The organism is Chryseobacterium kimseyorum, from assembly GCF_025971945.1.
Classification (GTDB): Bacteria; Bacteroidota; Bacteroidia; order Flavobacteriales; family Weeksellaceae; genus Chryseobacterium; species Chryseobacterium kimseyorum.
This window is the reverse complement of record NZ_JAPDHW010000008.1, coordinates 58,031-77,016: the sequence shown is the minus strand read 5'-3', so window position 1 is coordinate 77,016 and position 18,986 is coordinate 58,031. Positions and strand designations below refer to the sequence as shown.

Genomic DNA, 18,986 nt, shown 5'->3' with positions numbered 1-18,986 from the left:
TTGAGTTTGAATTAGTAAACATAACCAAATAATATCACAATGAAAGGAATATCAATTACAGGACTTATACTTTTAGCAGTGTCTGCATTGCTGTTTTATCTGACGACAGATTTTACTGTTGAAAAGATTACGATTTCTCATGTTATGGGCGTAATGGCAGGAATTGGAATTGGCCTTATCATTGGTGGAATGATTGGTTATGTAAGTAAAGGTTCAGCGATAAAGGCTGAACAGCAGAGAAAAGAATTTAAACAGCTTCAGAAAGATAAAGAAGAACTGGAAAAACAAGCCGCAATTATCGCGCAACGGGAAGCGGAACTTGAATATCAAAATAAAAATCCTCAAATTTAATTTGAGGATTTTTTATGTTTTAAAACTGTTGTAATTTAGAATTTATAACCTAAACCAAGCATAAATAAGCTCGACCTGTTGTCATAGTCAATTTCCTGGCTGGAACCTGCTATATTGTTGATAAATTTTCTCTGATCTTTAGAAAAAGCACCTTCGTATTTTGCAGAGATAATTACTTTCTTAATTTCACTTTGGAAACCTAACTGATATCCCACCGTGAAATCTTTTGCATCTACTTTCTGTACAAAATCTCCAAAATTATCGCCTTTAGAAAGGTTGAAACTCCCTACCGGACCTGCATAAGCACTAAGCAAATCTCCCAATATATTTACACCTACAAGAACAGGAACATCAACTCTATTACTTTTCGCTTTAATAGTAGTTGCCTGAGCATTAACATCATTGGCAACAGTAAATTCGTTGCTGAAGTTGGTGTAATAAATTTCAGGCATCACGTAAAGTGCAGTTGGTAAATCGATTTTCATAGATAAACCTACATTAAATCCTGTAATGTTTTTTCCTTCCTGTTCTACAGCATTTGTAGCTGCGGTTTTAAGGTTTTTCCAAGATGCTGAACTCGTTGGGATTAGAACATTTGCTTTGGCAGCTAATGAGATCTGAGCCGAAGCAAATACTGAAAAACCAATAAATGCAGCACTAATTAATTTTTTCATTGTCGTCTATTTTTGTAATAGTATTATCAATTGTCTTATTATTTTCTAATAAGTATTCTCTTAATTCTTTAAATAACTCTGATGAATAAACGAAATCAATCAGATTTTTATTGCCGGCAGTGATCAGGATATCTTTGTTTCCTTCCCATTCCTTTATGCCGAGTCTCAGGTACACAATTTTTTCACCAATAGTCATTACCGAGTTCATATCATGCGTGTTGATAATGGTTGTCGTGTTATATTCTTTGGTGATTTCAAGTAATAAATCATCAATAACATTGGATGTATAAGGATCTAATCCTGAGTTAGGCTCATCGCAGAAAAGATATTTCGGATGGTTTACGATGGCTCTTGCGATCGCTACACGTTTCTGCATACCCCCGGAAATTTCAGACGGAAATTTTCTGTTGGCTTTATCTAAATGTACTCTTCCGATTACTTCAAATACTCTCCGTTTTTTTTCTCTGAAAGTAAGATTGGTAAACATATCCAGCGGAAACATAATGTTCTCTTCCACAGTAAGGGAATCAAATAGGGCACTACCCTGAAATAATGTTCCGATTTCAGAACGCAAATGCTGTTTTTCCTCACGGTTCATCACGTTGATATCTCTACCGTCAAAAAGGATTTCACCTGATGATGGCTGGTAAACATTCAATAAACTTTTCAGAAAAACTGTTTTTCCGGATCCACTCTGTCCGATTATCAGATTTGTTTTTCCTTTTTCGAAGTTGGTTGAAATTCCCTTAAGCACTTCAACATCACCAAAACTCTTTTTAAGATTTTTTACCTCAATCATTAGCTTAATATTAATTGTGTTAGAATTAATTCGGAAATAATGATGAAAACCATCGTCCAAACTACTGCCTGTGTACTTGCTCTACCTACTTCCAACGATCCACCTTTCACGAAATATCCGAAATAAGAAGGAACAGTTGCGATTACGAATGCAAAAACAATTGTTTTCGCAAATGCATAGTAAATAAATAGATTGGGCATATACATTTGAATACCTGTAATGTAATCTGCGGTTGTCCAGTTTCCGGTAAGCATACCTGCAATGTATCCGCCACCAATACCGAAAACAATACTGATCGCAATCAAAATAGGATTAAAGATAAGACACGCGATAATTTTGGGTAAAATCAGAAAATTGGGAGAGTTGACTCCCATAATATCTAAAGCGTCGATCTGCTCAGAAACCCGCATGGTACCGATGGTTGATGCGATATAAGAACCTACTTTACCTGCAAGAATCAAACTGATGATGGTAGGCGCAAATTCTAATACTAATACTGCTTTTGTAGCATAACCTACAAATGAAGTTGGAATTGGGAACGAAGACGCATCAAAGTTGTTAAACATCTGAATTGCTACTACGGCACCTACAAAAATAGACGTGAAAGTCACCAACCCAAATGAGTTGACTCCCAAGTCATTGATTTCTCTCATAAAAAGCTTCCAGAAAACTCTCATTTTCTGAGGTTTTTGAAGAGATTTACCTATAAGAATCATGTATTCTCCTATGGCTGCAAAAAACTTTTTTAACATTCTGCTAAATTAGACTATTTTTATTATTTACTTGGCGTTTTTGTCGCCAACGACTACTAAAACAATGGTTTTTAATATGATCACAAGATCCATTACGAAACTCCAGTTTCTTATGTAAAAAGCATCAGCCAGTATCCGTTTATTCATTTCCACTTCTACATTTCCATGGTCTCCGCGTAAGCCATTGACCTGTGCTAAACCCGTAATTCCCGGATTGGCCAAACTCCTTAAGGTATATCTTCCTATTTTGGGTTTGTAATAATTATCAACCGCCAACATATGAGGCCTTGGTCCAACAACTGACATTTCTCCTTTTAAAACATTGATAAACTGTGGTATTTCGTCTATACTTGTTTTGCGTAAAATGTTTCCAATTTTTGTAATTCTGGAATCATCTACGCTGGTTGTTTTCGTTGCTGAATCTTTATTCACAATCATCGTTCTGAACTTAATGCAATTAAAGACTTCTCCATGAAAACCATATCTTTTCTGAACAAAAAAAACAGGGCCGTCGGAGCTCCTTTTAATTAGAAATGCAATGATCGGAAACAACCATGAACAAATCAAAACTAAGACCAATATAGAAAATACAATATCAAATATTCTTTTCAATAAAAAATTTGAATAAAAATCTAATGGATATTTTGCCTGGTTCAAAACCGGCTGTGTTTCAATATAACCTAGATCAAAAAAAAAGTAATCATTTTGAGATATATTAGGAATCAGTGAAATATGAACTTTATGATCTTCCGCCAATTTAAAAATCTCATCTTTTGTATGATCTGAAAAATTATTTTCTGTTGGAATAAATAAGGTATGAATACCGTTAGATTTCCAAAAACTGATCAGGTTTTCAGCGGTAATATCTGGTGAGTTGTACTTAAACATCTTGTATCCATAATCTTTTCTTTCCTGAAGAATGTTTCTTAAAGTTTCGGTAGAATCGTCTTCATACAGAAACATGACATTTCTGTGGTTGATCCCTAATGAACGCAGATATTTTATAACAAAATATACAGCAGATTTTGTAACAGATATAAAAAAGAACAAATACAGTGAGAGCCAGGTAAGTTCTGAGCTGAAAAATTGATTGCTGCTGACTTTTCTGATGAGCACCAGCCCAATCATAAATAACAGGAAATGTATGATTAACCGCTCAATAAAAATAATGTAAGAAAGATTCCTTGCGATATTGTAGATTTTCGTTCTTCCGCTCAGGAGAATCCAAAAAGAAATAAGCAGGAGCAGTGAAAATAAATTTTGAGACCAAATACCTTCTTCATGCACCAAATCCTGATGGTAGCTCAGAAAAAAGAAAACAAAAACCCCTGCAATCACCAAAAGGTCGAGCAAGATAATCATGGTTTTTAAATATCTGGAGTACCGAATTCTTTGCATCAGCTATTTTTAGGATACAGAACTAAATTTAAAATATTTAAGGAATATTCAAATATTTATGCGTCTGAACGGATGCTTGCCATCTTGGGTTTGCCAAGATAAAATCAGTGATTTTTGGGTATATTTCTTCACGCTTGCTCCACTCACTCTGAAGATATAATTTGCAGCTATCCGAGACTCTTGCAGCCTGTTCCTCAGCAAATTTTAAATCATTATTATTGAAAACAATGACTTTCAACTCGTGCGCTTTCTGATAGATTTCTTCTTTCGGCAATCCGGTTTTCTTTGGCGAAAGAGTAATCCAGTCCAGCTGTCCGCTCATCGGATAAGCTCCCGAAGTTTCGATGTGAACAGTACAGCCCAATTCCTTTAACTGTCCTGTTAATACATCCAGATTCCACATCAAAGGTTCACCACCTGTTAATACAACAATTTTACAGTGTTTCGCAGCTGTTTCTGCAATTTCCTCAGCATTCATTAAAGGGTGAAGGGTTGGATCCCAGCTTTCTTTCACATCACACCAGTGGCAGCCGACATCGCAACCGCCTAGTCTGATGAAGTATGCCGCTTTTCCTGTATGCGCACCTTCGCCCTGAATAGTGTAAAAATGCTCCATCACCGGGAGCATTTTACCTTCTTTTAATAATATATCTTCTACTAAATCCATTTTAAATTAGTCGTTATAGACTGAAGTTTTGTAGGCAATGATGGTGTTTTTCATCAACATCGCTCTTGTCATCGGACCTACTCCTCCCGGAACCGGCGTGATCCAGCTTGCTTTTTCTGCACAGCTGTCAAAATCTACGTCACCTGCCAGATAATATCCTTTCGGAGAGTCGTCATCAACTCTTGTAATTCCTACGTCCACGATTACTGCTCCATCTTTGATCATTTCACCTTTCAAAAAGTGTGGATCTCCCAAAGCGGTAATCACGATATCTGCTTTTTTAGTGTATTCTTCGATGTCTTTTGTGTAAGAGTGTGTCAAAGTAACGGTAGAGTTTCCTGGAAAATCTTTTCTTCCCATAAGAATACTCATCGGTCTTCCCACAATCTTGCTTCTTCCGATGATCACGCAGTCTTTACCTTTTGTTTCGATATTGTATCTTTCCAGTAAAGTTAAAATTCCGAATGGTGTGGCCGGTAAAAATGTATCCATTTCCAAAGCCATTTTCCCGAAGTTTGTTGGGTGGAAACCGTCAACATCTTTTCTAGGATCGATTGCATTAATAATTTTCTCCTGATCAACCTGATCGGGTAACGGTAACTGAACGATAAAACCGTCAACCGCTTTTGATTTATTTAATTCATCGATTTTCTCCAACAATTCAGACTCAGAAACCGTACTTGGAAATTTCACTAAGCTCGATTGAAAACCAACTTCTTCACAATCTTTCACTTTTGCGTTAACATAAGCTTTACTCGCACCATTATTTCCAACAAGAATGGCTACCAAATGCGGCGCTCTTCTTTTGCTTGCAATGATTTTATCAACTTCAACCTTGATTTCTGCTTTTATTTCTTTGGAAACTTTTAATCCGTCAAGAATTTCTGCCATTTTTACTTTTATTTTTTACTTTTATTAGATTCTAAGTCAGTTCTAGCTATAATTCAAAATATTAATGCATCGTATTTTAAGCCAATAGCAATAAGCCAGATGCTAAAAGCTATTTATTTATTTGATTTATAATAATTAATCAACCCATTTGTAGAACTGTCATGAGAACTGATGGACTCATTGTTTTCCAGTTCAGGTAAGATTTTATTCGCTAAAACTTTTCCTAATTCCACTCCAAATTGGTCAAAACTGAAAATATTCCAGATCACACCCTGCACAAAAATTTTATGCTCGTACATTGCAATCATTTGCCCTAGCGAAAAAGGAGTTAATTCTTTGATTAACAATGAGTTTGTAGGCGTATTTCCGTGGAAGACTTTGTAATTTAATAAAAAGTCAATTTCCTCTTCAGATTTGCCCGATGCTTTCAATTCAGCCTCCACTTCTTCTTCGTTTTTACCGAAAGCCAAGGCTTCAGTCTGTGCAAAGAAGTTAGCCAGTAGTTTATCCTGATGGTCAGAAACTTCATTCGGACTTTTCGCATACGCAATAAAATCTGCAGGAATCAATTCTGTTCCCTGGTGGATTAACTGATAGAAAGCGTGCTGCCCGTTTGTGCCGGGTTCGCCCCAAATGATTGGTCCCGTTTCATATTCCACAAATTCACCATTTCTGTCAACACATTTTCCATTGCTTTCCATGTCTCCCTGCTGAAGATACGCTGCAAAGCGGTCAAGATATTGAGAGTAAGGTAAGATCGCATGCGTTGTTGCTGCGTAAAAATTACGGTACCAGATTCCTAAAAGCCCCATCAAAACAGGAACGTTCTCAGAAAAATCTGCCGTCTGGAAATGCTGGTCCGTATTTTCAGCACCTTTTAATAACTGTTCGAAATTGCCATATCCTACTGCAAGCACGATACTTAAACCAATTGCACTCCACAAAGAATATCTTCCGCCAACCCAATCCCAGAATTCGAAGATGTTTTCTTCTGCTATTCCAAAGTCTTTAACGGCTTGAACATTAGTTGATAAAGCTACAAAATGTTTTGCTACGTCTTCCTGTTTTCCGGCTTTCAAAAACCAGTCTTTTGCAGAATTGGCATTGGTCATCGTCTCCTGAGTGGTAAACGTTTTTGAAGCGATAATAAATAAAGTGGTTTCAGGGTTTAAATTTTTCACCACTTCGGCGATATGATTTCCATCCACATTCGAAACGAAGTGAACATCAAGTCTTGTTTTAAAATGCTTTAAGGCAGAAACCACCATCACAGGGCCCAAATCTGAACCACCGATTCCGATATTCACCACATCGGTAATTTCTTTTCCGCTAAAACCTTTATGATTTCCTGAAATTACGTTTTCAGAAAAAGATTTCATGTGATCCAGAACTCTTTTAATTTGAGGTTTGATATTTTCACCGTCAACCAAAATTTCTTTATCAGAAAAATCTCTTAATGCTGTATGTAAAACCGCTCTTCCTTCTGTTTCATTAATCTTATCGCCAGAAAACATTTTAGAAATAGCATCCTTTAACTGACATTCTTCTGCAAGATTTAATAATAATTCTTTTGTTCTTGCGTCAATTAAGTTTTTAGAATAATCGAATAGAAAATTATCTCTTTTAATAGAAAACTCTTCAAAACGGTTTGGATTATACTGAAAAAGACTTCTCAATTCAAAGTCATTATCTCCGAAGTGTTCGTCAAGAGCTGTCCAGCTGTTAGTTTGGGTAGGGTTTATTTTAGATAGCATATTTAAAGTTTGAATTAAATTTAAAGGATAGATTTAAATAAATCACCTCAAATTCTTATTGATAAATTTTGATTTGCAAATTTACGGAATTTTCGGGCAATGATGTTAATTGTGATTTAAAAATCAGTTGGTGAGTTTTAATTCTATTCCAAGATTACCGCTACTCCGGTTGATATTGTTTGAACCATTTACAAATTTCCAGCCTCCATCGGAAAGGTTTCCGAAAATAATATTTTTAGGAGTTTCTTTAATAGAACCAATCATTGGGTCGTGTGCGATAATTTCTTTTTTCTCACCATTCATCATCATTGTTTTCTGATACGAATTTTCCTGATTCAAAATCCATTCAAAACCTACAATAATTCCTTCTTTGGGAAGAAGAAATGACTTTGGGAATATGTATTCTGTAATTTTTTTATTTTTAAAACAAGTCACAATAACCGATTTGTATAATTCACCCGGAATGTCGTTTTCATTATAGTAAATGTTAACTTTTATAGTAGCTGATTTTTTAGAATATAGTCTTGAGTAAAACTTTAGTGATTGTACAAATAATGGCTCCTCGGAAACGTGGTTTTTCATTTTCTTAGCAACCATCCAAATTGTATTGTTTACTCCGTAGAAAGTATTTTCTTTGGTGACTTTTCCTATTCTAAATGTTTTAGACGATTTGGATTTAGCTATTTTTACTTCATCAATATCAACAAACTTTGGTTTTAAAAGGTAAATTTCCTGATTTTTTTCAACCTTCAAATTTTCAAACCCAAAAGATTCAATTTCTAAAATTTCTTCGCCTTGTTCTAAACTTGTTTCGCCATTTTCCTCTGTGTTTCTGTAATAATCTTTTCCTCTCAAGATAAGCTTTGCATAAGGAACTGGCTTTTGTGTTTCGGCATCAAGAACCTGAATTTGTTGCTGGGTGTAGCAGAAGGAGTATAAAAATACAGTTAAGAATGAGAAATTTTTAAGCATCTGATTTTTGTTTTGAAAGTCTAACGTAATTTCAGGGAATTTATTAATTTCTTTTTTGAAATTAAATCCTAAATTTAAGGATTTATCTAAAACTTTACTGAGCATGCAGAATCGTCGAGACTTTATAAAAAAATCTTCTATAGGTACACTATTCCTAACTATTCCCAACTCCGTAAAATTCTTTTATACAGAAGAATTCATTACAAGAAGACCCAAATTATCCGGCCGAAAATTCACGTCAGCAGCCGTCGAAAACGCTATTAAAAATATTAAAAAAACGATCGCAGATCCTGAATTGGCGTGGATGTTTGAAAACTGTTTTCCCAATACTTTAGATACAACTGTAAAATATTATCAGAAAAACAACAAACCTTTCACCTACGTGATTACGGGAGATATCGATGCGATGTGGCTTCGGGATTCTTCGGCGCAGGTATATCCGTATTTGAGTCTGGCCAATGAAGATGAAAAATTAAAAAATTTATTGAAAGGTGTGATCAATAAACAGGTTGAATGTGTTCTGCTTGATCCTTACGCCAATGCATTTTTTGATGATGCCAGCAAAATCAGCGAGTGGAAAGATGATTTGACAGAAATGAAACCCGGAATTCACGAGCGAAAATGGGAGGTAGATTCTCTTTGCTATGTGATGCGGCTGTCTTACAATTACTGGAAAACGACAGGAGATTCTTCTGTTTTTGATTCTGAATGGAAAAAAGCAATGCTTTTAATTCTGAAAACATTTATAGAACAGCAGAGAAAAGATTCAAAAGGGCCGTACAAATTTCAGCGGGCAAACGGAAATTCTCTGGATACGCAGTTTGCGGGCGGTTACGGAAATCCCACTAAGAAAGTCGGATTGATTCATTCGATGTTCAGACCGTCTGACGATGCTACTTTTTATCCGTTTTTGGTTTCCTCGAATATGTTTGCAGTGGTTTCACTGAGGGAAACGGCTGAGATTTTTTCTACAGTTTTAAAAGATGAAAATTCCGCTTCTCAATTCAAAAATTTAGCTAAAGAAGTGGATGAAGCCATTCAGAAATATGCGATTCTGAATCATCCCGCAGCCGGCAAAATCTACGCTTTGGAAATTGACGGTTTTGGAAACGCTCTGTTTATGGATGATGCGAATGTTCCGAATTTACTTTCGATTCCTTACCTCGGTTACGCGTCAAAAGATGATGAAGTCTATCAGAATACCAGAAAGTTTTCACTGAGTAAAGCAAATCCATGGTTCAGCGAGGGAAAATTTGCCAAAGGCATTGGTGGTCCGCACATTGGCGAGAATAAAATCTGGCCTTTGGGATTGATTATGCAGGCGCTTACAACTGATAACGACGCAGAAATTATTTCCTGTCTGAAAATGATCAAAGCCACGCACGCAGGAACCGGATTTATCCACGAATCTTTCGATGTAGATAATCCAAAAGACTTTACGAGATCGTGGTTTGCATGGGCCAATACTCTTTTTGGAGAACTGATTTTGCATCTTCACAAAACGAAACCGGAAATTCTGAAAAGAAAGTTTTAAGACAAAAAAACCTCCGCAAATGCGAAGGCTCAGAAAAATCTATGTTGATAACCTAAAGGTTAGGATGCCGAATTCTGTTCTTTTCTCTGCTGAATTCTATTGTTAGATTTGTTTTTTCGGTAAAAGTAAAATCCGATAACAACAATTAATACAATTGGCCAAACAGTAACCAATCCCACCAAAATTCTCTGAATGAGATAAAAGCCCTCCACGAAAGCATTTTTCATATCATACAGGAAATTAAATTTATATTTATTGTCGATATTTTTTGTGTTGGTCACTGCAATTTCCGCAATGCGGAGCTTAGGTTCTTTGATGTAAATATCAACCGTGCTATACCTCAGATTGTCGGCCACATCCATGTTGGCGAGTTGCTGCTGGTTTTCTTCAGACATATTTTCATCGCTCATATTTACTTTGTCTTTGTTGGTTTTGAGCTGAGTGATATTCTCGCCGGTTTTTTTAATTCTCTTCCCTTCCAGTTCTGCATATTTAATACTGGCTGTCACATCTTCTGCGTTGATAACTCTTGAATTCAGGAAAAGTTTTTTGCTGTTGATCAGTGTTAAAAATTCGCCCAGCTTTTCGGTAGGTATACGAACCTGTATCGTATTTTCCGTCTGATATTTCTTGACCAACATCGCTTCTTCGTTGGATGTGTTGAATGTTTCTTCCGAAAAGACATTGCTTTGAAGATTGCTGTGTGTAACAAATCCACCAAGATCCTGTACAGATTTTTCGAGAGAAGTGGTCGCTTCATATACATCTTTGACTTCCATATTGACGTTCGCTGTTTTGATGAACTGTTTGTCTTTTACTTTCATGATTGCCACGGAAGAAATATCTTTAGAAACGGCCGCAGAATCTGCACTTGCGGAAACTTCGTAATCACTTGCTGTAGCTTCGCCTTTTTTGCATGAATAAATCCCAAGTAAAAGGGCTGTTGCGATGCTTAATTTAATGTAAGTCGTTTTCATATTTTATATTTTTTGATGTTTATAAATAATTGAATTGTCTTTCTTATCTATAGCTGGATCAACGCGGTCTGATTTTGCGTTGCAGTGTTTTGGCGGTTTGCTTATTTCAAAGTTGCGTAAGAAAGCTTTGTAATGTTTGAAAATGAAAAGTAAAAGATTTGTAAATAAATTATTTAATTTAAATCATTAATAATCAATAATTTGTAAAACTAATTCATTCCTGTGTGTGGTATTTCGGATTGATTTTTGCTTCAATTTTACAAATCAAACCAAACTTAATATGTCTAAAACTTTTTCCAAAATCAGAAATGCCATAGAATTATTTAAATCCATTGATTTTGATCAGCTTAGCGAAATTTCCCAGAAGGTCAATCTTCCCAAACTCATGGAAAACTTTTCCAAACTGGATGATAAGCAGCTCAGCGGAATGATGAAAATGCTCGACCCTAATAAAAAAACACGAGAACTCCCACCCATCGATGGAGATTTCTACGATGTTTATCATACTTTAACTCCTGAACAAAGGGAGGTCCAGCAAAAGGTCAGAGAATTTATGGAAAAAGAAGTCAAGCCTTTGGTGAATCATTATTGGCTTCGTGATGAATTTCCACACGAATTAATACCAAAATTTCAAAAATTAGATATTTGCGGCGTAACGTATGAAGGGTATGGTTGCAAAGGAATGCCTTTCTTAATGGAAGGTGTCATCGCTATGGAAATGGCGAGAATCGATGCTTCAATTGCAACTTTTTTTGGAGTGCAGTCCGGTCTTTCAATGGGATCCATTTACATCTGCGGTTCGGAAGAACAGAAGCAGAAATGGCTTCCTCAAATGCAGAAGTTTGAAAAAATCGGTGCATTTGGATTAACTGAACCGGAAGTAGGTTCCGGTGCTGCAGGTGGTTTAACAGTTACCTGCAAGAAAACTCCAGAAGGCTGGATTTTAAACGGACAGAAAAAATGGATCGGCAACGCAACATTTGCAGACATTATCATAATTTGGGCAAGAGATTTAGACGATGGTGAAGTGAAAGGTTTCATTGTTGAAAAAGATAATCCAGGATATTCTGTTGAGAAAATCAGAGGGAAAATGGCATTGAGAATTGTTCAGAATGGTTTGATTACGTTAAAAGACTGTATTGTCACGGAAGAAAACCGTTTACAAAATGCCAATTCCTTCAAAGACACCGCAAAAGTTTTAAGAATGACAAGAGCCGGCGTTGCCTGGATGGCAACAGGATGTGCGAGAGGTGCTTATGAAAGCGCACTGGAATACACCAGAACAAGAGAACAGTTTGGAAAACCAATCGCTTCATTTCAAATGATCCAGGGACATTTGGTGGAAATGCTTTCCAACCTAACAGCTATGCAGACGATGGTGTTCAGACTTTCTGAAATGCAGGATGAAGGTACTTTAAAAGATGAGCACGCTTCATTAGCTAAAGTTTTCTGTACGATGAGAACAAGAGACGTTGTTTCCAGAGCTCGTGAAGTGATGGGCGGAAATGGAATTCTTCTTGAATATGACGTCGCCAGATTTGTCGCCGACGCAGAAGCGATTTATTCTTATGAAGGAACAAAAGAAATTAATTCGCTGATTGTCGGAAGATCGATTACAGGATTTAGCGCATTTGTGTAAAGGTCAGTGGTGAATGGTCAATTCGCTTCGCTTGTCAATTTGAAATTCACTTGCGAAGCAAAAATTCACTATTGACTATTCACTTTTTTTATTTCACTAAGGCTTTATATTTCTCTTTATTATCAATAATCATCCAAAGATTAATGACAAACAAAACTCCGGCAATGGACATTCCAGTTGTTGATTTGTCGATGGTGAAAACGTGAAGAATAATTCCTACCATTACCGGTAAAATAACGATGGCACCCAAGGCTCTTGTTTTCGGGAAGATAAACAGCAATCCGCCAACAATCTCTACCGCTCCTACCAGAGGCATCAGCCAGTGCAATTTGTTGAAGGCATCAAAAATCTTCATCTGTTCCGGTGTGATTTCCGGCATTGGCATGTAGTGAAGAAACTTGTCTAAGCCGGCGTTGGCAAACATCAGCCCAAAGAGAAGGCAGATAATAAATTTTACGATTTTCATGATTGATTATTTTATTAATCAAATTTAAAATAAAATTCAATTTGTCAATAAAAAATCTAAATTTTTAAAGTTTAATCATTGAGTTATTGATTGCTTATATCTTAATCCATTTCTTTTAAAGTAATTCTCTTCGATATTTTATAGCTCTTTTTCTTTTTATCCGGCTTCTCTTCTTCACCCAGAAGTCTTCCCCAAGGCTGTAAACCGTCCACTCTTTCAAAAATAATTTTAATAATTGCAATCGCGGGAATACAAAGGAACATTCCGGAAATTCCCCAAAGATGCTCGCCTAAAAGAATTCCGATAAATGAAAATAAGGCGTTGATTTTTACTTTTGAACCCACAACGAAGGGAAGTACAATATTTCCGTCAATGGCATGCACAATCACATAACCAATCGCAACATATACGCAGGTAGAAACTGTCCCGGTAGCGAAGGCGATAAAGCAGGAAATTAACAGTGAAATACAGATGCCGATGTAAGGAATTACATTTAATAAACCAGTCAGAACACCTAGTAAGATGGCATATTTAACTCCGAGAACGGTCAGGACGATCGTCGTAAGGGATGATACAATTACAATCTGAAGACAGAGACCGATGATATATCTTTTGGTCATAATCCTTACTTCAGAAACAACTTCCTGCACGCTGGATTTATGCTTTTCATTAAAGACATTGACAATGAAATTATTTAAAATTCTTCTGTAATTTAAAATGAAAATGAAAAACAGAATGAAGAAAGCTAAGAATCCTAAACTCGAGGAGAAAATCCCAAACGTAAATCCTAAAATAATTCCTGATGAAGAAAGCAGTTTGCCTAAGCCCTGATCAAGATAATCAAGTTGCTCGTCAATCTTTACATTAAAAGTATGTGAAACCCATGTCTGAAGATTGTGAAAAACCATATTGAACTGTTTGGTTAAATGCGGCAAATCTCTACTGAAACTCGAAATCTGCGAACCAAAGAAATAGATCAGACCCGTCAGAATTACCAACATCATCATAACAGAAACTATGGTGGAAATTGACCTTGGAAACCTTAATCTTCTCTCAAAAAAATTAGCAATCGGCAAAAAAAGCATCGCCATCAGAAATGCTAAAAAAAATGGAGCTAAAATACTTTGGCCTAGCTTGATGAGGTAGCCGATTCCGATGATCGAAATTACTGCGAGAGCAAGTTTTGGGAGAAAAGGTAGTTTAAAAAAGTTCATGATAAAGTTTTTCTACCAATAACAAAAACCTCACCGTTTACGATGAGGTTTAAATATTTATGATTAAAAATTTATTTTTCGATGGCGAGTTCCAGAACTTCAGTCATCCAATTTACATAATTTACCTTCAGGTTTTTCAGGTAATCCTGCTTGATCTCTTCTACATCTTTTCTGTTGGCTTCGCAAAGAATTACTTCTTTGATTCCCGCTCTCGTTGCTGCAAGAAGTTTTTCTTTAATTCCGCCTACAGGGAGTACTTTTCCTCTCAACGTAATTTCACCGGTCATCGCTAAGTGTGGTCTCACTTTTTTATTTCTGAAAGTAGAAACCATAGAAGTCAGCATTGCGATTCCTGCTGAAGGTCCGTCTTTTGGAGTTGCGCCTTCAGGAACGTGCACGTGGATGTTTTTCTTTTCTAAATCATCTTCTGTAATTCCTAAATCTTCATGCTTAGCTTTTATGTATTCCAAAGCAATTGTCGCAGATTCTTTCATCACCGTTCCCAGATTTCCGGTCATCGTAAGATTTCCTTTTCCGGTGCTGGTAATACTTTCGATAAATAAAATGTCTCCTCCAACGCTTGTCCATGCCAATCCGGTTACTACACCTGGCACGTCTGTTAATTCAGATAAGCTTTTCGGTCTCGGAACTCCTAAAATTTCATCTACTTTCTCAACAGAAATTTTAGCATCATATTCTTTCACCAAGGCAGTCTGCAAAGCTACCCAACGGGCAATTCCTGCAATTCTCTTCTCTAAAGTTCTCACTCCACTTTCAGAAGTGTGTGCTTCGATAATATGTTTTAATTCAGCATTTCCAAGTTTGAAAGATTTCGCCGTCAAACCGTTTTCGTCCTGCTGTTTTTTGATTAAATGTCTCTTGGCAATCTCGATTTTCTCTTCCAGGGTATATCCTGCGATCTGAATAATTTCCATTCTGTCCAACAGCGGAGTCTGAATCGTCGAAAGTGAGTTTGCCGTTGCCAAAAACATAACTTTGGATAAATCATAACCCATTTCCAGGAAGTTATCATAGAAAGCATTATTTTGCTCAGGATCAAGTACTTCAAGTAATGCAGAGCTCGGGTCGCCGTGCATTCCTTTTCCAACCTTATCGATTTCGTCTAAAACAATCACAGGGTTTGACGTTCCCGATTTTTTAATAGACTGAAGAATTCTACCTGCCATCGCACCAATGTAGGTTTTTCTGTGACCACGGATTTCACTTTCGTCATGAAGTCCGCCCAGAGAAACACGTACATATTTTCTTCCCAAAGCATCGGCAACGGATTTTCCAAGCGAAGTTTTACCAACCCCCGGAGGTCCTACCAATAATAAAATTGGGGATTTCATATTGTTTTTCAATTTTAGAACAGCCATGTGTTCCAAAATTCTTTTCTTAATATCTTCTAAACCGAAATGTGCTTTGTCTAAAACTTTTTCAGCTTTTTCGATGTCGAAAGTGTCTTTGGTAAAGGTTTCCCAGGGAAGGTCTGTGAAGAAATCAAGATAATTTCTCTGAACATTGTAGTCTGGAGAATTTGGGTTTTGTCTCTGTAATCTTCCGATCTCTTTCTGGAAATGTTCTTCAACTTCAGGTTTCCACTTTTTCTGGCTTCCCTTTTTCAATAAATCTTCCACATCGCTTTCCGGACCGCCTCCCAACTCATCCTGGATGGTTCTGATCTGTTGGTTCAGGAAATATTCTCTCTGCTGCTTGTCAAGATCTTTCGAAGTTTTCTGATGAATCTGATTTCTCAGTTCCAGCTTTCTGAAGTCTTCATGCATCATCTCGTAGCATCTATTGGCCCTGGCAACTAAGCTTTTCTCTTCCAGTAATTTCTGTTTTTCCAGGTAAGGAAAACTGGCATTGGTGCAGATGAAATTTAATAAATCATCATTATTGTTGATATTCTTGATTGCGAAATTAGCCGCATTGGGGATGTTAGGATCAAGCTCAATTATTTTTAAAGCTAAATCTTTTACATTTTCCAGCAGAGCTTCGTATTCTTCTTTATTTTTTGCTTTTGAGTCTTTTAATCTTGTAATCTCACCCTTAAAATAAGGTTGGCTGTCTGTGATTTTTTTTATTTTAAATCTCTGAAAACCTTTCATGATCGCTGTCACGTTACCTTCAGGAAGTTTGATTATTTTTATGATCTTGGCAAGAGTTCCGATCTGATAAAAATCTTTTTCTGCAGGCTGCTCAATTTCAGAATTTTTCTGACTTACAATTCCTATTAAATCACCATTTTGTTGTGCTTCCTCCAAAAGTTGAATTGATGTTTTTCGCCCTGCTGTAATAGGAATTACTACATTTGGAAACATCACCATATTTCTTACCGGAAGAATCGGGAAAATGATCTGTTCAGAGTTTTTTGCGCTTTCGTCAATATCAGAAAGATTAATTTCTTCAGCTACAATATCAAATCCGTCGCCTAAGATTTCATCAAAATTTATATCTTCAAATTCTGTCATAATACGTTGAATGACAAATTGTCATTTATAGTTTAAATCGTTAAAGGATAAATCAAAATATGCCTGGCAAATGCTTTACATATAATGTGTACGTAATTTTCACAATACTTATGCCATTTGTTTTTTAATAAAAAATACGGTCAAAATTTCCATTTTATATGGATTTAAATTTTAAAAATTAAAAAACCATCTTATATTTCTCTAATTTCTTAAAAATGTGTATTTTCGCACACTGATATAAAACTATATTTATAAAATGGCAATTTTAGGACAGATTAGGAGTAGACCTTGGCTTTTGATGGGAATGATCGCATTGGCGCTTTTAGCGTTTTTGGTAAACCCAGAAAGTCTCGATAAAGTTTTTGGAAAAAATCCTGATGTTTTAGGGAAAGTAAATGGCGAAAAAATTACCCGTGAGGAGTATAACGACCAGCTTTTCATATTACAGCAACAAGCTGATCAACAGCAGCAGCCAAAAAGCGGGCTTGAAGAGCAGGCTTGGCAATTGCTTGTACAGTCTAAACTGGTAAAGCAGCAGTTTGAAAAAATGGGATTTGAAATGACAGATGATCTGTTCTGGAATCAGATTCAGTACGATCAAATGTTTGCTCAGAATCAACAGCTTTTTGACGAAAAAGGGAATTTCAAACTTCAGGAATTGAAGAAAGAAATCGAAACTTTACAGAATACTAACCCTGAAGGTTACAGCCAATGGTTGAAAACCAGAAAGACGATCGAGTACAGAATCATGGCAAGACAGGTTTTTGCTAACGTTTCTACAGGAATCACGACGGGTAAGAAAGAAGCTGAAGAATTGATGAAAGAAAGAGATCAGTTAGCAGATATCGATTTTGTAAAAGTAGATTACGCTTCTTATCTTCAGAAAAATAAAATCAAAGTTACTACAGAAGATTTAAAAAAATATATCGACCAACATCCTGTAATGTTCAAAACTGAACCTAGCAGAAATTTGGGAATTGTATTTTTTCCTTCTCAGCCAAGTCCAGCGGATGAAGCTGCAGTTTTGAAAGATATTACAAAAATATACTCTGTAGGAACAGATGAAAGTGGTGGTAAAGAAAACTTCATGAATACGACAAACGACTCTATGTTTGTAACTTCAAATTCTGACATTCCTTTCAACAATCAATATGTTCCGGCTAGTCAGATGCCTCAGGGTATCAAGGCGCAAATTGAAACAGCTGCAATTGGTCAGGCTTTCGGTCCTTACAAAGAGCAGAATTTATATGTTGTTTCTAAATTGGTCGACAAAAAAACTTCAGATTCTACTTTGTCTAAACATATCCTAATTTCTTACAAAGGTGCTGAGAGATCTACAGCAACAAGAACGAAAGAGCAGGCAAAGAAAATTGCTGACAGCCTGATGGCAGCGATAAAAGGTAATCCTGCAAAATTTGCAGAAGGTCTTAAGTTATCTGATGAGCCAGGTGCGGTTGAAAGAAACGGAAGTGTGGGCTGGACGACTCCTCAGAGTCAGTTTGCTCCTCAATATTTATCTTTCTTGGCAAGCAATGCAAAAGGTGCCACAGGTTTAACTGAAACAAGTTTTGGTTACCATATCATCAACGTAGAGGATAAAAAAGCAGGCGCAATGGGTTATAAAGTTGCTCACCTGGTAAAATCAATCAAACCTTCTGAAGCTACTGAAGCAGTAGTAGATAAAAATTCACGAAGATTTATTCAGCAGATTCAGGGTAAATCATTCAATGATTTCGTGAATATTGCTAAGAAATCAAACTTCCAATACTCAAATGCAAAGTCAGCTAAGAGATTTGACGGTCAGTTACAAGGTTTAGGTACCGATAAAGACGGAGAAATCCTTACATGGGCATTTGATAAGAAAAGAGAAAAAGGAGACTCAGAAATTTTTACAGTTGACGGAACAGGAGATAAAATCGTTGTTTACTTAAACGGAAAACAGGAAAAAGGTCTTGCCGATCCTGAGTCTGTAAGAGATCAGATTGAAACAGTTGTTCAGAATAAATTGGCAGCTAAGCAAATTTCTGATAAGATCGGTAAAGCGACAAGCTTAGATCAGGTTGCAAAAACTTTTGCTACAACAAAACAGTCTGCACAGGTTAACTTGTTAAGTCCATCAGTTGCAGGTGCTATGGAACCTAAGGTTGCAGGTGCGGCGTTCGGTGTTAAAAAAGGTGCGATTTCTAATGCAATCGAAGGTGGAACGGGAGTTTATGTTTTAGTAAAAAAGAACGAGACAATCAACAAACAGCCGGGAGATGCTAAGCAGTTTACAGAGTCTGTTACGCAGAGAAATGCAGGAATGTTCGGTCAGTCTTGGTTGAAGAGTTTACAGGATAACGCAGACATCGATGATTACAGAATCGAAATCTGGGGTAAAGTTGGAAATCAACAATAAGATATCAAAATCAACAATATAAA

At 36.4% G+C, this 18,986-nt stretch carries 16 protein-coding genes; 4 read left to right on the top strand and 12 right to left on the bottom strand.

Features of this window, described 5'->3' with window-relative positions:
* The first annotated feature begins 39 nt into the window (after nt 1-39).
* Nucleotides 40-351, top strand: a complete 312-nt coding sequence (locus OMO38_RS12455) for a hypothetical protein (RefSeq protein ID WP_264750505.1) — start codon at nt 40-42, stop codon at nt 349-351.
* Between the two features lie 35 nt (nt 352-386).
* Here the strand turns inward: OMO38_RS12455 and OMO38_RS12450 are convergent, their stop codons facing one another.
* The 8 genes from OMO38_RS12450 to OMO38_RS12415 all read right to left on the bottom strand — a co-directional run bounded on the left by OMO38_RS12450 (nt 387) and on the right by OMO38_RS12415 (nt 8,363).
* The gene (locus OMO38_RS12450) at nt 387-1,025 is read right to left on the bottom strand and encodes a PorT family protein (protein ID WP_264750504.1); all 639 of its coding nucleotides are present in this window, start codon (nt 1,023-1,025) and stop codon (nt 387-389) included.
* Nucleotides 1,009-1,824 (bottom strand): ABC transporter ATP-binding protein, encoded by an 816-nt coding sequence (locus tag OMO38_RS12445; protein WP_264750503.1) that lies wholly within the window; start codon nt 1,822-1,824, stop codon nt 1,009-1,011. Before OMO38_RS12445 ends, OMO38_RS12450 begins: the two co-directional genes overlap by 17 nt.
* Nucleotides 1,824-2,576: an MlaE family ABC transporter permease gene (locus OMO38_RS12440; protein WP_264750502.1), complete on the bottom strand. Its 753-nt coding sequence runs from the start codon at nt 2,574-2,576 to the stop codon at nt 1,824-1,826. The genes OMO38_RS12445 and OMO38_RS12440 overlap by 1 nt, the downstream gene beginning before the upstream one ends.
* Nucleotides 2,577-2,603: 27 nt before the next feature.
* The gene (locus OMO38_RS12435; RefSeq protein ID WP_264750501.1) at nt 2,604-3,974 is read right to left on the bottom strand and encodes an exopolysaccharide biosynthesis polyprenyl glycosylphosphotransferase; all 1,371 of its coding nucleotides are present in this window, start codon (nt 3,972-3,974) and stop codon (nt 2,604-2,606) included.
* A gap of 37 nt (nt 3,975-4,011) precedes the next feature.
* Complete coding sequence (locus OMO38_RS12430; RefSeq protein ID WP_264750500.1) at nt 4,012-4,641, bottom strand: 7-carboxy-7-deazaguanine synthase QueE; 630 nt, start codon at nt 4,639-4,641, stop codon at nt 4,012-4,014.
* A gap of 6 nt (nt 4,642-4,647) precedes the next feature.
* A complete protein-coding gene (locus OMO38_RS12425) occupies nt 4,648-5,532 on the bottom strand; it encodes a bifunctional 5,10-methylenetetrahydrofolate dehydrogenase/5,10-methenyltetrahydrofolate cyclohydrolase (protein WP_264750499.1) in 885 nt (294 codons plus the stop codon).
* Between the two features lie 113 nt (nt 5,533-5,645).
* Nucleotides 5,646-7,286 (bottom strand): glucose-6-phosphate isomerase, encoded by a 1,641-nt coding sequence (gene pgi, locus OMO38_RS12420; protein ID WP_264750498.1) that lies wholly within the window; start codon nt 7,284-7,286, stop codon nt 5,646-5,648.
* A 123-nt stretch (nt 7,287-7,409) separates the two neighbouring features.
* Nucleotides 7,410-8,363, bottom strand: a complete 954-nt coding sequence (locus OMO38_RS12415; RefSeq protein ID WP_264750497.1) for a hypothetical protein — start codon at nt 8,361-8,363, stop codon at nt 7,410-7,412.
* Between OMO38_RS12415 and OMO38_RS12410 the strand changes: the two genes are divergently transcribed.
* Nucleotides 8,362-9,792, top strand: a complete 1,431-nt coding sequence (locus OMO38_RS12410; RefSeq protein ID WP_264750496.1) for a glycoside hydrolase family 125 protein — start codon at nt 8,362-8,364, stop codon at nt 9,790-9,792. The genes OMO38_RS12415 and OMO38_RS12410 overlap by 2 nt on opposite strands.
* A gap of 59 nt (nt 9,793-9,851) precedes the next feature.
* Here OMO38_RS12410 and OMO38_RS12405 read toward each other — a convergent pair whose 3' ends face one another.
* A complete protein-coding gene (locus OMO38_RS12405) occupies nt 9,852-10,769 on the bottom strand; it encodes a DUF4349 domain-containing protein (RefSeq protein WP_264750495.1) in 918 nt (305 codons plus the stop codon).
* 280 nt (nt 10,770-11,049) lie between these two features.
* On the opposite strand from OMO38_RS12405, the gene OMO38_RS12400 reads away from it, so the two are divergent.
* The gene (locus OMO38_RS12400) at nt 11,050-12,408 is read left to right on the top strand and encodes an acyl-CoA dehydrogenase family protein (RefSeq protein ID WP_264750494.1); all 1,359 of its coding nucleotides are present in this window, start codon (nt 11,050-11,052) and stop codon (nt 12,406-12,408) included.
* 88 nt (nt 12,409-12,496) lie between these two features.
* Here OMO38_RS12400 and OMO38_RS12395 read toward each other — a convergent pair whose 3' ends face one another.
* From OMO38_RS12395 to lon, 3 genes are all read right to left on the bottom strand, one after another.
* Nucleotides 12,497-12,874, bottom strand: a complete 378-nt coding sequence (locus OMO38_RS12395) for a DoxX family protein (RefSeq protein ID WP_264750493.1) — start codon at nt 12,872-12,874, stop codon at nt 12,497-12,499.
* Between the two features lie 101 nt (nt 12,875-12,975).
* Nucleotides 12,976-14,088, bottom strand: a complete 1,113-nt coding sequence (locus OMO38_RS12390; RefSeq protein WP_264750492.1) for an AI-2E family transporter — start codon at nt 14,086-14,088, stop codon at nt 12,976-12,978.
* A gap of 71 nt (nt 14,089-14,159) precedes the next feature.
* Complete coding sequence (gene lon / locus OMO38_RS12385; RefSeq protein ID WP_264750491.1) at nt 14,160-16,565, bottom strand: endopeptidase La; 2,406 nt, start codon at nt 16,563-16,565, stop codon at nt 14,160-14,162.
* Between the two features lie 256 nt (nt 16,566-16,821).
* Here lon and OMO38_RS12380 point away from each other — a divergent pair, with 256 nt between their 5' ends.
* Entirely contained in the window at nt 16,822-18,963 is a 2,142-nt protein-coding gene (locus OMO38_RS12380) for a SurA N-terminal domain-containing protein (protein WP_264750490.1), read from the top strand.
* Nucleotides 18,964-18,986 lie beyond the last annotated feature (23 nt).

What these genes read in the sequence shown, in the direction of transcription:
- OMO38_RS12455 (WP_264750505.1), top strand. Translation starts at nt 40, where the DNA reads ATGAAAGGAATATCAATTACAGGACTTATACTTTTAGCAGTGTCTGCA.
- OMO38_RS12450 (WP_264750504.1), bottom strand. Translation starts at nt 1,025, where the DNA reads ATGAAAAAATTAATTAGTGCTGCATTTATTGGTTTTTCAGTATTTGCT.
- OMO38_RS12445 (WP_264750503.1), bottom strand. Translation starts at nt 1,824, where the DNA reads ATGATTGAGGTAAAAAATCTTAAAAAGAGTTTTGGTGATGTTGAAGTG.
- OMO38_RS12440 (WP_264750502.1), bottom strand. Translation starts at nt 2,576, where the DNA reads ATGTTAAAAAAGTTTTTTGCAGCCATAGGAGAATACATGATTCTTATA.
- OMO38_RS12435 (WP_264750501.1), bottom strand. Translation starts at nt 3,974, where the DNA reads ATGCAAAGAATTCGGTACTCCAGATATTTAAAAACCATGATTATCTTG.
- OMO38_RS12430 (WP_264750500.1), bottom strand. Translation starts at nt 4,641, where the DNA reads ATGGATTTAGTAGAAGATATATTATTAAAAGAAGGTAAAATGCTCCCG.
- OMO38_RS12425 (WP_264750499.1), bottom strand. Translation starts at nt 5,532, where the DNA reads ATGGCAGAAATTCTTGACGGATTAAAAGTTTCCAAAGAAATAAAAGCA.
- pgi (WP_264750498.1), bottom strand. Translation starts at nt 7,286, where the DNA reads ATGCTATCTAAAATAAACCCTACCCAAACTAACAGCTGGACAGCTCTT.
- OMO38_RS12410 (WP_264750496.1), top strand. Translation starts at nt 8,362, where the DNA reads ATGCAGAATCGTCGAGACTTTATAAAAAAATCTTCTATAGGTACACTA.
- OMO38_RS12415 (WP_264750497.1), bottom strand. Translation starts at nt 8,363, where the DNA reads ATGCTCAGTAAAGTTTTAGATAAATCCTTAAATTTAGGATTTAATTTC.
- OMO38_RS12405 (WP_264750495.1), bottom strand. Translation starts at nt 10,769, where the DNA reads ATGAAAACGACTTACATTAAATTAAGCATCGCAACAGCCCTTTTACTT.
- OMO38_RS12400 (WP_264750494.1), top strand. Translation starts at nt 11,050, where the DNA reads ATGTCTAAAACTTTTTCCAAAATCAGAAATGCCATAGAATTATTTAAA.
- OMO38_RS12395 (WP_264750493.1), bottom strand. Translation starts at nt 12,874, where the DNA reads ATGAAAATCGTAAAATTTATTATCTGCCTTCTCTTTGGGCTGATGTTT.
- OMO38_RS12390 (WP_264750492.1), bottom strand. Translation starts at nt 14,088, where the DNA reads ATGAACTTTTTTAAACTACCTTTTCTCCCAAAACTTGCTCTCGCAGTA.
- lon (WP_264750491.1), bottom strand. Translation starts at nt 16,565, where the DNA reads ATGACAGAATTTGAAGATATAAATTTTGATGAAATCTTAGGCGACGGA.
- OMO38_RS12380 (WP_264750490.1), top strand. Translation starts at nt 16,822, where the DNA reads ATGGCAATTTTAGGACAGATTAGGAGTAGACCTTGGCTTTTGATGGGA.